Genomic DNA, 13,499 nt, shown 5'->3' with positions numbered 1-13,499 from the left:
AGCCTTATCAGCGCGCAGCGACCCCGTTGTCCGTCCACGCCGCCCACAGTTGCGCGTAGCGTCCGCCGTCCCGCCCGGCGAGGTCGGCGTGCGTACCCGACTCGACGATGCGGCCGTTCTCCATCACCACGATCGCGTCTGCGCGGGCGGCCTGGGTGAGGCGGTGGGCGACCACGAGCGTCGTGCGTCCCTCGGTGGCGGCGAGCGCCGCGTCCTCGAGATCCCGGGCGCTGGCACTGCCCGCCTCCGCGGTCGCCTCGTCGAGGACGACCACCGACGGGTCGGCGAGCACGACGCGGGCCAGCGCGATGTGCTGACTCTGCGCCGCGGTGAGCGCCAGTCCACCCTCACCGACGAGCGTGTCGAGCCCCTCGGGGAGCGCCGTCACCCATTCCCGGGCGCCGACCACGTCGAGGGCACGGTTCACGGCCTCCCGGTCGGCGTCCGGGGCGGCGAGCAGCAGGTCGTCGATGAGTGGCCCCGCGAAGACGTGGACCTCCTGGGTCACCGTCACCACGTGCCGCCCGACGGTGTCCGACGGGAGGTCAGCCGGCGCGACGCCGCCGACACGGACCGTGCCCGATGACGGACGCAGGGTCCCCGCGATGATCGCGGCGAGGGTGGTCTTGCCCGCACCGGTCGACCCGACCAGCGCGGTCCGGGTCCCCGGCTCCAGCGTCAGCGAGATGTCCTGCAACACAAGTCGACCGTGCACATAGGAGTGACCGACCGCGTCGACCACGACACCCGCGTCGGCGGGTTCCCCGGCCTGTGCGGTGGCCGCCTCCGGGATGTCGCACACCCCCACGAGACGCGCGAGGCTCGCCGCGGCCGCCTGGATCTCGTCGAAGTCGAACATCAGGCTGCCGATCGGGTTGAACAGCCGGTGGAACAGCAGCGCCGCCGCGGTGACCGCACCCACCGTCACCGCGTCCTCGCGGACCAGTACGAACCCGACGACGAGAATCGCGGCGAGCCCGATGAACTCGGCCCGGTTGACGCGTCCGACGAAGCGCGTGAACTGTCGGAACACGCTGATGGAGATGTCGCGGGCCCGGGCGGACGACGTGTGGATCAGCTCGCGGTGGTGGTCGTGCCGCTCGTAGGCGGCGATGGTCGGCAGTCCCTGCAGCGCCTCGACCATGGACTGCGCGCGGGCCGCGATGGCCAGCCGCTCGTCGCGGTACATCGGGGCGGACCGGGGCAGGTACCACCGCAGGGCGAGGACGTAGGCCGGGATGCTCAGCGCGCCGGCGAGACCGAGGCGCCAGTCGATCCCCGTCATCGAGACCAGCGTCAGCACACCGAGGAAGAACGCCGTGATCATCGTCGGCAGCACCTGTGAGACCGCCCGGGTCACCGCCCCGACGTCCGCACCCACCCGCGACAGCAGGTCACCGCGACCGGCCGCGTCGACGACCCCGATCGGCAGTCGCAGCGTCCTGTCGAGCACCGCCTCGCGCAGGTCGGCGAGCGTCTGCTCGCCGAGCCGCTGCACGAGGTAACCCGAGACCCCCGTGCCGAGTCCACCGAGGAGTGCCGTGACCGCGATCAGCACCGCGGGGCCCACGATCTCACCGGACGACGCCCCGTCGCGGACCCGGTCGACGAGGACACCGAGGACGTAGACCGGGACGACCGACAGTCCCGCGGCGACCAGGCCGACCACGACGGTGGCGGCGAGCAGCCCCGGCCGCCGCCGGAGATCCCCGGTGAACCACCGCAGGGTCCGCCGCCAGTCCGCGACGGGCAGGACGGGCGTCACGTCGGGAACCGTCACCGTGCCACCGCCTCGCGGTACCGGGTGTCGGTCGCGGAGAGCTCGGAGTGCGTCGCGGACGCCACCACAGCGCCGTCGACCACCAGGACGACGCGATCGGCCGCAGCCAGGAGCGCCGGCGAGCTCGCGATGACGACGGTCGTCGCCCGCCCACCGGAGCGGATCTCCCGGATCCCCTGCGCGATGGCGTGTTCGGTGACGGCGTCGACCGCTGTCGTCGGGTCGTGCAACACGAGGACGTCGGGCGCGGCGTGGAGCGCGCGGGCCAGCGCGAGACGCTGTCGCTGCCCGCCGGACAGGCTGGCCCCCCGCTCGGCCACCGGGTGGGTGAGCCCGCCGGGGTGGATCGCGATGACGTCGTCGGTCGCGGACGCCGTGAGGACCTCGTCGAGGCCCGGTGCGTCGAGATCTCGGTGCGTCCACTCGATGTTCGACCCGAGGGTGCCGGTGAAGACGTGGGCGTCGTGCGGCGCCACGACCAACCGACGACTTCGCTCCCCCACCGACATCGACGCCGTGGGGACACCACCGACCTCGACGGTGCGCCCCGGACCCGATCGCTCCGACAGCGCGTCGACCAGTGCCACCGCGTCCCGCGCGGATGGGGCGAGAACGCCCAGCAGTTCGCCCGGCGCCGCATCGAGGGCGATCGTGATCTTGCGGGCGGGGTCGTCGATGCGGACGGACAGCCCGCTGTGCGGTGCCGGGACCGCCGGCGCCGCAGCCGCTGTCGGTGCCGAGGGCGCCTCGCCGTCGAGCACCTGGGCGACGCGGTTCGCACTCGCCCGGGCCTCGGCGACCCAGCTCGGGACGATGGCGAGCAGGGAGAACGGCTCGATGAGGAACTGCGCGAGCCCGATCACCGTGATGAGTTCACCGATGGTCGCGTCGCCGTCGATCGCGACGAACACCGCGACGACGGCCACGGCAATCGCGGCGAGAGCCCCGGCCGCGGCGGACAATCCCGTGTGCACGCTCTGGATCCGCGCTGCGCGCAGGGCCGCCGCCAGTGCGGTCCGCGACGAACGGCGGTATCGGGCCGACGCCGCTCCCGTCGCGCCGAGTCCCTGCAGGGGTCGCAGCCCGCTGACGAGGTCGGTCGCGAGTCCCGAGGTGGCGCCGACCGTCTCCTGCTGGACCTCGACGCGACGCGCGATCATCGGGGCGGTGAGCTGTAGGCCCGCCACCACCAGCGGGATGCCGACCAGGACCATCGCACCCAGCGGGATGTCGATGGTGAGCAACACGACCCCGCACGCGACGGTCGCGACCACCGCGCCGGTGACGCGGGGGACGTAGTCGATGACATAGGAGGTGTTGTCGGCGTCGGTCGTGGAGATGGAGAGCAACTCCCCAGCGCTGTACGGCGTACCCGTCGTCGTCGCGGACGGCAGGCCGCGGGGGTCGAGCGCCCGGGCGCTCAATTCGTCTCGGAGCCAGTGCGATTCCTGCGCGATACCCGTCATCAGCAGACGGGCACCGAGCCGGTAGACCGTGGTGAGCACGACGAAGACGCCGGCCAGGACGGCGATCCACGTGACGATCGAGGAGTACGACCCGGACGTGACGGCGCGGTCGACGATGATGCCGATGAGGATCGGGACCGCGACCTCGCACATCTGATGCGCGGCGATCAGCACCGAGCCCGGCACCAGCCATCGTGCGGTGCGGCGGACCGTCCGGCGCAGGACCCACCCGCCCGTGATCGGCGGCCCGGCCGGCGACAGGACGCGGGAGGTCACTCGGCCATCTGCTCGACCAGCGAGCGGGGGCGCAGATCGGTCCAGGCGGTGGTCACGTACTCGAGGCAGGCGTCCCGCGAGGTGCCGTCGGAACCCCCGAACACGGTGGTCCACCCGGCGGGGATCTCCGCGAAGGTGGGCCACAGCGAGTGCTGCCCCTCGTCGTTGACCAGGACGACGAATGTGCCGTCAGCATCGTCGAAGGGATTGCCCGACATCGGTTTTTCCTCTCTCGCGACGGAGCGCACCGGGGACGGGCGCGGTTGTACCTCGAACTCGGCGATGGTATCAAAGGTAAGCCTAACCAATATTCCGGGTCGCGGGCCCCCGGGCTCGGAGGGACACATGCGCGTCGTCATGCTCGGCTACCAGACCTGGGGTCACAAGACCCTCGAGGCGCTGCTCGCGTCCCGCCACGAGGTGGTCTTGGTGGTGACCCATCCACCGAGTGAGCATGCGTACGAGTCGATCTGGGCGGATTCCGTCCAGGATCTCGCCCGCGACGCCGGCGTCGACGTGCACCTCGCGAAGCGTCCCGACGAGAGCCTGATCGCACGGGTCGCCGAGCTCGCCCCCGACGTGATGGTCGCGAACAACTGGCGGACCTGGCTGCCGCCGGAACTGTTCACCCTGCCCACCCACGGGACCCTGAACCTGCACGACTCCCTGCTCCCCCGGTTCACCGGGTTCTCACCGGTCATCTGGGCACTGATCAGCGGGGCGTCGGAGACCGGGTTGACCGCGCACATGATGGACGACGACCTCGACACCGGCGGGATCATCTCCCAGCGCGCCGTACCGATCACCGCGACGTCGACCGGCCCCGAGCTCGTGCGGGCGACCATCGATCTCATCCCCGAGGTCCTGCTCGACGCCCTCGACCGACTCGAGTCGGGTTCCGCGTCACCGACTCCGCAGGACCTGGCCGCGCGCACCTTCTTCCACAAGCGTTCCGAGGAGGACGGCCTCGTCGACTGGCGACTGCCCGCCGAGGAGATCGAACGCCTGGTGCGGGCGCTGCAGGACCCGTACCCGAACGCCTACACGTTCTTTCGCGGTGAGCGGCTCCGCATCGTCGAGGCCCACGTGTCCCGCAGCGTCTACGGCGGGACACCGGGCCGTGTGTTCATCGCCGAGGACGGGGGGATGGTGATCGTCGCCGGAGCGGACGCCTACCGCGGAACCTCTCCCGGTCTCGTCCTCGACGTCATCCGCACCGACGACGGCCAGGAACACAAGGCGCTCGAGTGGTTCGGCCGCGGCGGCGGCTACCTGACCGCCACGCCCTGACGGCCACGGACCCACTGCACGGCGGCGATGACAACGCCCACGATCGCGAGCGGGATGCCGAGGATCAGCGTCACCCACTCCGACGCCCATTGACCGACGCCCCACACACCGACCGCCGCGAGGACGGCCGTGGCCGACCAGGACACCCATGTCCTCCCGGCGACACCTGCGACGAGGGATGGACCGGCGAGAGCGCACGCCATCACGACGAACGGCCACACCCCGGTCTGGGTCGTGATCGGGTCCGAACACGAGTACTCGTCGAACCCGGTGCTGCCCGTCTTCGAGCACGACAGGTTCGTGGACCCGACCGTGGCCATCGACGCCTCGACGACGAGGACCGCGCCGACCAGCGAGAGGACGCCCCATGCGGCTCGCGCGATCACTGCCCCTGTTCGCGGCGTCGACGCTCGATCTCACCCTGCTTGCGTTGCTCCTCGGCGCGTTCGCGCACCTGGCGCAGGAACGCCGCGTCCGCCTCGGGGTCCTGCGGCACGAAACGACCGGGGTGGTCGTACTCCGGGAACCCCATCGCCGACGCCTGACCGGGACGGTCGCGGCCGACCCGACCGGAGAACGCGGCGACGGGTCGACCCGCGACGAACCACACGATCGACCCGACGAGCGGGAGCACGATCACCAACAGGAGCCACACCCACCGCGGGAGGCCGCGGACGAGCGCGTCGTCGCTGCTCACGATGTCGACGAGCGCAGCGATCATGATGACCAGGACGATGAGACCGAAGTACGGCACGGGTTCCCCTCAGTCGGACGAATGCGACGGAAAGGATAACCCGGTCGTTGTTCATGCGTACGAGAATGGGTCACCCCGTCGTCGATTCGACGACATCGCCGCCCGCTCCAGTTCCGGTGTTCCCGCTCCGGTCCCAGGGTTCCCGCTCCAGTTTTCGAGGACGCTCCGCCTGCAGGCGGAGCGTCCTCGAACAAGTGGAGCGTCCACACGGGGTGTGCCCTGGGGCCGGAGCGTTCGGCCGTGGGACCGGATGGCCGGCGCAGTCCGAGCGGACGAGGCCTGATCGTCCGGCTCAGGACTCCTGGTCGCGCCGGTCGGTCTCGGCGCGGCGACGCTGTTCCTCGGCCCGCTCGCGGACCTGACGCCGGAACTCGGCCTCGTCCACCGGGTCCGGGCCGTCGGACTTCTCGGTGGCCGGATGATCGGCGACGCCTCCCCCGACGCGGCCCGAGAACGCCGCGCGAGGGCGCCCGGCGATCACCCACACCACGGACCCGACGAGCGGGACCGCGACGACCAGCAGGATCCACGCCGACCTCGGGAGGCCACGGATCGCGGACTCGTCACCGCCGACGATGTCCACCAGCGCGACGATCATCACGAGGACGGTGATCAGACCCAGATACGGCACGCCCTCCACGCTAACCGCGGTGGCACGGGGCGGTCGGTTCGTCGCACACGGCGTCCCACCGCGCGGCGACCACATTCGATACGAGCCCGTCTCGTTTCATGTACTGTCCTCACGTGCCACCCATCTCCCCCGCCTCGACGGAACTCCCACGAGGCCGCCCCCGGGATCCGAGCCGCGATGCGGCGATCACGGATGCGGCGATCGAACTCCTCATCCAGACCGGCTACGACCGTCTGACCATCGAAGGTGTCGCCGCCGAGGCAGGCGTCGGGAAGGCGACCGTCTATCGCCGGTGGGCCAGCAAGGCCGAACTCGTCATCGACGCGATGGCGACGCTCAAGCCCGTCGGCGGCACCATCGACACCGGCAGTCTCGACGAGGACATCGAGCAGATGGCGGCCCTGTCCTGCAGCCCGCAGTCGCAACGGCTGCTCCAGGTGATGGCCAGCGTGTGCTCCGCGCTGTCCCGCGAGCCCGATCTGCTCGAGGCGTTCCGCACCCGGTTCACCGAGCCCCGCATCGCGCGCCTGACCGAGATCCTCGAGCGGGCCCGACGCCGGGGCGAACTCGACCCCCACATCGACGTGGCCATGGCGGCGAGCCTGCTGCCGTCGCTGATGCTGCACCGCGCGCTCACGACCGGACGACCCGCCGGCCGCGCCTACGCCGAACAGATCGTCACCACCGTCCTGCGACCGGTGCTCGGACTCCCCGCGCGCCCCTCGACCCCACACCCGAAAGACACCGATGACTGAGCCGACAGACACCTCTTCGAGCAGGAACGGCGGGGTCGCCCTCGCCGTCATCTGCGTCGCGCAACTGATGGTGGTGCTCGACGCCACCGTGGTCAACGTCGCGTTGCCGCGGATTCGCGACGACCTGAACTTCTCGACAGCGAACCTCACCTGGGTCGTGACCGCCTACTCACTGGCGTTCGGCGGACTGCTGCTCTTCGGCGGCCGCATCGGCGACCTCTACGGGCGCCGGAAGATGTTCATGATCGGCGTCGGGCTCTTCGCGGGCGCATCGCTCGTGGGCGGGTTCGCCACCGGCGAGGCCATGCTGATCATCGCCCGCGCGGCCCAGGGTGCCGGCGGCGCCATCGCGGCACCCACCGCGCTCGCGCTTCTCGCCACCACGTTCACCGAACCGCAGGCGCGCGCACGCGCGTTCGGGGTGTTCGCGGCCATGGCCGCATCCGGCGGCGCTCTCGGCCTGCTGCTCGGCGGCGTGTTGACCGACTACGCCAGCTGGCGATGGGCACTGTTCATCAACGCACCGATCGGTCTGCTCGTGCTCGTCCTGGCGCCGCGAGTGCTCGCCGAGTCACAGGGTTCGGGGACGAAACTCGATCTGCCCGGGGCGATCTCGGTCACCGCCGGGATGTCGATCCTCGTCTACGGCCTGACCAAGGCCGCCGACGACGGCTGGGGATCGACGACCACCGTCGTCACCCTCGTGATCGCCGCGGCGCTGCTCGCGACCTTCGTCCTCGTCGAGCACCGGACGAGTCACCCGCTGATGCCGTTCCACATCTTCGCCGACCGGAACCGCACGGGGTCGTACCTCATCATGCTGTTCCTCGCGTCGGCGTTGTTCACGACGTTCTACTTCATGGCGCAGTATCTGCAGAACGTGCACGGGTGGACCCCGTTCGAGACCGGGCTCGGGTTCCTGCCCATGCCGTCGACGATCATGTTCATGTCGATCGTGGTGGTGCGACGGCTCATCCCCCGCATCGGCGTCCGTCCGTTCCTGACGATCGGGCCGATCCTGGCCATCGCCGCGATGGTCTCCTTCACCCAACTCGGCGTGAACAGCAGCTACTGGCCGTTCCTCGGCTGCCTGCTGCTGCTCGGCGTGGGCATGGGCTGCAGCTTCGTCCCGCTGACCATGACCGCGGTCAACGGCGTCGCCCCGCACGAGACCGGCCTGGCCTCGGCACTGCTCAACACCGGCCAACAGGTCGGCGGTGCGATCGGCCTCGCCGTGTTCGGGACCGTCTTCGCGCACGCCGCGGCATCTCGCGGCGCCGACCTGGGCCCCGCCGCACGCACGGCAGCCGGCCAGGCCGAGATATTCGTCGCCGGACAGCAACACGCGTTCCAGGCGGCGATTGTGGTGACCGCCCTGGCCCTGATCGCATCGTTGGCGCTCATCCGCGTGAACAAGGTCGGCGCCGCCTCGGCCCCGGCCGCGGAGCCTGCGCTGACCGAGTGACCGAGGGTCACGGCGCGGGCAGTTTGTCGGGCGTCCGGACGATGTCGACGCGGGTGATGCGCTCGCCGTCGAGCGTCAGCGCGATCACGCTGTCGACCCGGCCGTCGCGCACCGCGGCGACAGCGAGCCGCCCGTTCACCGAGATCGGTGTCAGTTCCGCCGCGGCGACCCGCGTCGCGAGGATCCCGAACAGGAACCGCACGACCTTGTCCGCACCGACGACCGGCCGGCGGGCGGCACTGACCTTGCCGCCACCGTCGCTGGTCAGCACCACGTCCGGGTCGAGCGCTGCGAGACATGCCTGCATGTCCCCGTCGAGCGCCGCGGCGAGGAACCCGCGGACCGCGGAGTCGTGCTGGGCGGGGGTGACCGTGACACGGGGCGCGCCCGCCGCGACATGCGCGCGGGCACGCGACGCGAGTTGCCGCACGGCGGCAGGTGTCCGCCCGACCGTCTCGGCGATCTCGGTGAACGGCATCCCGAACAGGTCGTGCAGCACCCACACGGTCCGCTCGGCCGGGGTGAGCGTCTCGAGCACGACGAGCAGCGCGTAGCTCACCTGGTCGTCGAGGGTCACCCGGTCCGCCGGGTCGGCCTCTGCGGCGGGGCCGACCACCGGCTCCGGCAACCACGGGCCGACGTACTGTTCCCGGCGACTGCGGGCAGAACGCAACGCGTCCAACGCCGCTCGGGACACCACGACGGTCGACCATGCCTCGACGTCGGCGACGGGGTCGCGGTCGTCGGCGGCGACCAGTCGGATCCAGCAGTCCGCCACGACGTCCTCCGCCTCGGCGTGGCTGCCGAGGATCGCGTAGGCGATCCGGATCAGGCGCGGCCGGACGGCGTCGTAGACCGACGCGAGTTCCTGCTGACGGTCGGTCACCGTGCCGCGGCGGTCAGCCACTGCGCGAACGTCTCCCGACCCCGCGGCCCGTCTTCCTGCGGGAGCAGACCGCCGTTGGCCATGCCGCTGCCGGCGGCGCCGGGAAGACGCAGGCCGATGACGGGGGTGCGGCGGCCACGGGCGCGCAGGAGACGACGGACCATGTCCGGCATCTCGAGGACGTCGGGGCCGGCCATCTCGGGGACGAGACCCCGGGCCTCCCCGTGGGCCAGTCGCACCAGTTCCGCGGCGACCTCCCGTGCCGCCACGGGCTGACTCCGCATCCGGGGCACGAGCGCGACAGGCCCTCCGCGCGCGAGCATCTGGTCGGCGAACTCGTGGAACTGCGTCGCGCGCAGAACGGTCGTCGGCACGTCCGACGCGGCGCACAGCTCCTCCTGGCGCACCTTGCCGGCGTAGTAGCCCCAGTCCACGCGGTCGACGCCGACGATCGACAGCAGGACATGGTGTGCCACACCGGCACGCTGCTCGGCGGCGAGCAGATTCGTCGTCGCCGTCTCGAAGAACGCGAGGGACTCCGACCGCTTGAGCGTCGTCACGTTGGTCACGTCGATCACCGCGCCGACCCCGGCCAACGCCGCGTCGAGGCCGTCCCCGGTCACGACGTCGACCCCGACGGACCGCGCGAGCACCACCGCCTCGTCCCTTGCCGCGGCGACCTCGTCGCACACCATCCGTCCGATCAGCCCGGTCCCACCGGCGACTGCGATCCGCATGTCGATCCTCATCTCGTCGTCTCGTCCACCTACGCGGTGTTCTCACCTACACAGGGAGGACGAGACACGTCACCGGAAGTGTGACATCAGCGGGGGACGTGCCACGTCACCATCGCGCTCGGTGGCGTCGGCCGGCGCAGGTGATGCAGACCGCGGTCGCCGGGAGCGCCTCGAGCCTCACCTCCGAGATCTCGCCCCCACAGCTCAGGCACCGTCCGTAGGTCCCGTCGTCGAGACGGGCGAGGGCCGCGTCGACCTCACCGATGCGCTCCGACGACCGCTCGATCTGGGAGACGAGCTGCCCCCGCTCGAACGCGAGGGTCGACCCCTCCGGGTCGTGTTCGTCGTCGGCGTGTTCGTCGACCGCGGCGTCGACCACCGCGGTCAGCCGCGCGCGCATCGACGTGATGAGTCGTGTCGCCTCGTCGCGCTCGGCGACGAGCCACCCGCGCACGATCTCGGAATCCATCGGCGCACCGTACTGCGCGCCCACGACATCAGCGGGAGACGCGGGGGATCACCAGCGGGGTGTGGCTCTCGGGATCGTCGATGATGCGGCACGGCAACCCGTACACGTCCTCGACGAGTTCTGCGGTGATCACCTCGGCGGGGGCGCCCTGCGCGACGATCGCGCCGTCCCGCATCGCGATGACGACGTCGGCGAACCGGCACGCGTGGTTCAGGTCGTGCAGGACGGCCACGATCGTCGACCCCTGCGTCCGGTTCAGCCGCGTGAAGAGGTCGAGGAGCTCGATCTGGTGGGCGATGTCGAGGAACGTGGTCGGTTCGTCCAGGAGGATCACGGGCGTCTGCTGGGCCAGCACCATCGCGACCCAGACCCGTTGTCGCTGACCGCCCGACAGCTCGTCGACCGGCCGTCCCGCCAGGGCGTCGACGCCGGTCGCGGCCATGGCGTCGGTGACCGCACGCTCGTCGTCGCGGGAGAACTGCCGGAGCACCCGCTGGTGCGGGAAGCGCCCGCGCGCGACCAGGTCCGCGACGGTGATCCCCTCGGGGGCGATGGACGTCTGCGGCAGCAGTCCCAGCCTGCGCGCGACGTCCTTGGTCCTCATCGCCGAGATGTCACGGCCGTCGAGGACGACCTGGCCGTGCGTCGGCGACAGCAGCCGCGACAGTCCGCGCAGCAGAGTCGACTTGCCGCAGGCGTTCGGTCCCACGACGGCGGTGACCGCGCCGGGCGCGATGTCCACGGACAGGCCGTCGACGATCACCCGTCCCCCGTAGCCGAGACGCAGATCGCGCGCCCCGAGCTCAAGCGTCCCGTCGGTCATCCTCGCCCCTTCCGCACCTGGGTGACCAGGAGATACACCAGATAGACGCCCCCGACGCAGACCGTCACGGCACCGACGGGCAGTTGCGTCGGCGCGAAGACCGTCTGCGCGACGAGGTCGCTCACCAGGAGCAGGACCGCACCCATCGCCGCCGACCCGACCAGGCCCACCCCTGCCGCCCCCGACAGTCGCCGTGCCAGTTGCGGTGCGGCCAGGGCGACGAACGAGATGGGACCCGCGGCGGCGGTCGCCACCGCGACGAGCACGACGCCGACCACCAGATAGGCCAGCCGCACCCGCTCCACCCGGACACCGAGCGCGCCGGCGGCGTCGTCGCCCATCTGCAGGACCCCGAGCTGCCGGCCGAGGGCGCACACCGCCGCGATCGCGACCGCGCTGCACACGGCGACCGGGACGAGCTGCGCCCACTCGACACCCGAGAGGGTCCCCTGCGACCAGACCGACGCGGTGATGGCCTGCTTCAGGTCGATCTTGATGACGATCCACTGGTTGATCGAGTTGAGCACCGCGCTCACCGCGATGCCGACGACGATGAGCCGGAACCCGGCCACGCCCGACCGGTACGCGAGGGCGTACACGGCGACGGCCGCGACGAGGCCACCCACGATCGCACCACCGGCCATGAGGTAGTACCCGCCGCCGAACGCGGCGAGGGCGATCAGGGCACCGGTGTAGGCGCCGATCCCGAACCCGATGATGTCGGGGCTGCCCAACGGATTCCGCGTCAACGCCTGGAAGATCGCACCCGAGATCCCCAGCACCGCACCGATGACCAGTGCGAGCAGGATCCGCGGCATCCGCCACTCGAGGACCACGACGGAGTCGAATCCCGTGTTCTGCCCGGTCAGTACGGACACGACCGTCGCGGGGTCGACGCGGTACTCCCCCACACCGAGGGCGAACACCGCCGACACGACGGCGAGCACACCGAGGACGGCGACCACGACGACCGTGCGCGACCGCACCCGCATCGACAGCCACGTGCCGTGTCGCACGACGAGCGTGCGGGGACCGTCCACCGGGCGCTCCGCCGGTGACGACCCCAGCGAGCGTGCGCGGTCGAGGACGGTCATCACCGCGCCGTCCCGACGCGACGGATCAGCCAGATGAGCACCGGCGCACCGAGGAAGGCCGTGACGATGCCGGCGGGCAGTTCGGCCGGGGCGATCACGACGCGACCGACCACGTCGGCGGCGAGCAGCAACACGGGCGCCGCCAGCGCGCTGTACCCGCAGATCCACCGCCAGTCCGGACCGGTGAACCACCGGACCGCGTGCGGGACCATCAGACCGACGAAGCCGATGGGCCCGGCCGCCGCGACAGCCGACCCGGCCAGCAGGGTGACGGCGACAAGCCCGACGAGCCGCGTCCGCCCGACGTCCTGTCCCATCGCGGCGGCGAGGTCGTCGCCGAGGGCGACGGCGTTCAACGACCGCCCGACCCAGACACACAGTGCGGCGCCGACGATCACGAACGGGGTGATGGTCGCGACCACCTCGAGGTCGCGTCCGTCCAGCGCGCCCGCGTCCCAGAACCGCATCGAGTCGAAGGCCCGCGGGTTGCGCAGCCGGACCACGTAGCCGACGCCGTCGAGAACAGCACCGATGGCGACCCCGGCGAGGAGCAGTCGCACCGGCGTGGCCGCCGAGCGTCCCGACATCCCGACGAAGTGCACCACCACCATCGCGACCAGTGCGCCGGCGAACGCGAACCAGATGTAGCCCGTCACCGATCGGACACCTCCGAACGCCACGGCCGACACCACGAACAGACCGGCACCGGAGTTCACGCCCAGGATCTGTGTGTCCGCCAACGGGTTCCGGGTGAGCCCCTGGATCACCGCGCCGCACAGTCCCAGCGCGACACCGACGACGAGGCCCAGCAGGGTCCGCGGGACCCGCAGGTCGGTGACGATCCACTGATCGCCGGTGCCGGTGTGGTCGACCAGGGCACGCCACACCGTCGTCACTCCCACGCTCTGCGTGCCGACGGCGAGACTGGCTACCGTCACCGCGACGAGGGCCACCGCCAGCACGACGGCACCGAGTGCGCGTCGACGGCGAGCGCGGGTCGTGGCGTCGGTCGGGCGCCACGGCGCCTCGGCGTCGGCCACCTCCGGCGGCGGTGCGGACAGGGTCACGGCGGG

General features: G+C 71.4%; 15 protein-coding genes. 3 read left to right on the top strand and 12 right to left on the bottom strand.

All coding sequences use genetic code 11. The features are described 5' to 3' along the window. Positions 1-7: 7 nt before the first annotated feature. The 3 genes from LX14_RS09195 to LX14_RS09185 are packed head-to-tail and all read right to left on the bottom strand — an operon-like array spanning position 8 to position 3,740. Entirely contained in the window at positions 8-1,780 is a 1,773-nt protein-coding gene (locus LX14_RS09195) for an ABC transporter ATP-binding protein (protein ID WP_253646912.1), read from the bottom strand. After that, positions 1,777-3,522, bottom strand: a complete 1,746-nt coding sequence (locus LX14_RS09190) for an ABC transporter transmembrane domain-containing protein (RefSeq protein ID WP_253646911.1) — start codon at positions 3,520-3,522, stop codon at positions 1,777-1,779. The genes LX14_RS09195 and LX14_RS09190 overlap by 4 nt, the downstream gene beginning before the upstream one ends. After that, complete coding sequence (locus tag LX14_RS09185) at positions 3,519-3,740, bottom strand: MbtH family protein (protein WP_253646910.1); 222 nt, start codon at positions 3,738-3,740, stop codon at positions 3,519-3,521. The genes LX14_RS09190 and LX14_RS09185 overlap by 4 nt, the downstream gene beginning before the upstream one ends. A gap of 127 nt (positions 3,741-3,867) precedes the next feature. Between LX14_RS09185 and LX14_RS09180 the strand changes: the two genes are divergently transcribed. Continuing rightward, positions 3,868-4,812: a methionyl-tRNA formyltransferase gene (locus LX14_RS09180; protein WP_253646909.1), complete on the top strand. Its 945-nt coding sequence runs from the start codon at positions 3,868-3,870 to the stop codon at positions 4,810-4,812. Here the strand turns inward: LX14_RS09180 and LX14_RS09175 are convergent. From LX14_RS09175 to LX14_RS09165, 3 genes are all read right to left on the bottom strand, one after another. Then, on the bottom strand, positions 4,791-5,198 hold the full coding sequence (locus tag LX14_RS09175) for an ABC transporter permease (RefSeq protein WP_253646908.1): 408 nt from the start codon (positions 5,196-5,198) through the stop codon (positions 4,791-4,793). The two genes, LX14_RS09180 and LX14_RS09175, sit on opposite strands and share 22 nt — an antisense overlap. Next, positions 5,195-5,566, bottom strand: coding sequence for a PLDc N-terminal domain-containing protein (locus tag LX14_RS09170; protein WP_253646907.1), 372 nt, complete (start codon positions 5,564-5,566; stop codon positions 5,195-5,197). The genes LX14_RS09175 and LX14_RS09170 overlap by 4 nt, the downstream gene beginning before the upstream one ends. Before the next feature lie 292 nt (positions 5,567-5,858). After that, a complete protein-coding gene (locus tag LX14_RS09165; protein ID WP_253646906.1) occupies positions 5,859-6,197 on the bottom strand; it encodes a PLDc N-terminal domain-containing protein in 339 nt (112 codons plus the stop codon). A gap of 113 nt (positions 6,198-6,310) precedes the next feature. Between LX14_RS09165 and LX14_RS09160 the strand changes: the two genes are divergently transcribed. Next, positions 6,311-6,952: a TetR/AcrR family transcriptional regulator gene (locus tag LX14_RS09160; RefSeq protein WP_253646905.1), complete on the top strand. Its 642-nt coding sequence runs from the start codon at positions 6,311-6,313 to the stop codon at positions 6,950-6,952. Further along, positions 6,945-8,417 carry an MFS transporter gene (locus tag LX14_RS09155; protein WP_253646904.1) on the top strand — a complete coding sequence of 491 codons (1,473 nt, stop codon included), beginning with the start codon at positions 6,945-6,947 and terminating at the stop codon, positions 8,415-8,417. The genes LX14_RS09160 and LX14_RS09155 overlap by 8 nt, the downstream gene beginning before the upstream one ends. Before the next feature lie 7 nt (positions 8,418-8,424). Here LX14_RS09155 and sigJ read toward each other — a convergent pair whose 3' ends face one another. From sigJ to LX14_RS09125, 6 genes are all read right to left on the bottom strand, one after another. Further along, positions 8,425-9,324 carry an RNA polymerase sigma factor SigJ gene (sigJ, locus tag LX14_RS09150; RefSeq protein ID WP_253646903.1) on the bottom strand — a complete coding sequence of 300 codons (900 nt, stop codon included), beginning with the start codon at positions 9,322-9,324 and terminating at the stop codon, positions 8,425-8,427. After that, complete coding sequence (locus tag LX14_RS09145; protein ID WP_253646902.1) at positions 9,300-10,040, bottom strand: SDR family oxidoreductase; 741 nt, start codon at positions 10,038-10,040, stop codon at positions 9,300-9,302. The genes sigJ and LX14_RS09145 overlap by 25 nt, the downstream gene beginning before the upstream one ends. 106 nt (positions 10,041-10,146) lie before the next feature. Continuing rightward, positions 10,147-10,509 (bottom strand): TraR/DksA family transcriptional regulator, encoded by a 363-nt coding sequence (locus LX14_RS09140; protein ID WP_253646901.1) that lies wholly within the window; start codon positions 10,507-10,509, stop codon positions 10,147-10,149. Between the two features lie 28 nt (positions 10,510-10,537). Next, the gene (locus tag LX14_RS09135; protein WP_253646900.1) at positions 10,538-11,332 is read right to left on the bottom strand and encodes an ABC transporter ATP-binding protein; all 795 of its coding nucleotides are present in this window, start codon (positions 11,330-11,332) and stop codon (positions 10,538-10,540) included. Next, positions 11,329-12,426, bottom strand: coding sequence for a FecCD family ABC transporter permease (locus LX14_RS09130; RefSeq protein WP_372505293.1), 1,098 nt, complete (start codon positions 12,424-12,426; stop codon positions 11,329-11,331). The genes LX14_RS09135 and LX14_RS09130 overlap by 4 nt, the downstream gene beginning before the upstream one ends. Then, positions 12,426-13,493, bottom strand: a complete 1,068-nt coding sequence (locus tag LX14_RS09125) for a FecCD family ABC transporter permease (RefSeq protein ID WP_253646899.1) — start codon at positions 13,491-13,493, stop codon at positions 12,426-12,428. The genes LX14_RS09130 and LX14_RS09125 overlap by 1 nt, the downstream gene beginning before the upstream one ends. Positions 13,494-13,499 lie beyond the last annotated feature (6 nt).

The organism is Williamsia deligens, assembly GCF_024171765.1.
GTDB classification, from domain to species: Bacteria; Actinomycetota; Actinomycetes; order Mycobacteriales; family Mycobacteriaceae; genus Williamsia_A; species Williamsia_A deligens.
The sequence above is the reverse complement of the archived record's forward strand: the minus strand, read 5'-3'. Positions and strand labels throughout refer to the sequence as shown.

Coding starts and splice junctions, on each gene's coding strand:
- LX14_RS09155 (WP_253646904.1), top strand. CDS start 6,945: ATGACTGAGCCGACAGACACCTCTTCGAGCAGGAACGGCGGGGTCGCC.
- LX14_RS09145 (WP_253646902.1), bottom strand. CDS start 10,040: ATGCGGATCGCAGTCGCCGGTGGGACCGGGCTGATCGGACGGATGGTG.
- LX14_RS09130 (WP_372505293.1), bottom strand. CDS start 12,426: ATGACCGTCCTCGACCGCGCACGCTCGCTGGGGTCGTCACCGGCGGAG.
- LX14_RS09140 (WP_253646901.1), bottom strand. CDS start 10,509: ATGGATTCCGAGATCGTGCGCGGGTGGCTCGTCGCCGAGCGCGACGAG.
- LX14_RS09135 (WP_253646900.1), bottom strand. CDS start 11,332: ATGACCGACGGGACGCTTGAGCTCGGGGCGCGCGATCTGCGTCTCGGC.
- LX14_RS09185 (WP_253646910.1), bottom strand. CDS start 3,740: ATGTCGGGCAATCCCTTCGACGATGCTGACGGCACATTCGTCGTCCTG.
- LX14_RS09180 (WP_253646909.1), top strand. CDS start 3,868: ATGCGCGTCGTCATGCTCGGCTACCAGACCTGGGGTCACAAGACCCTC.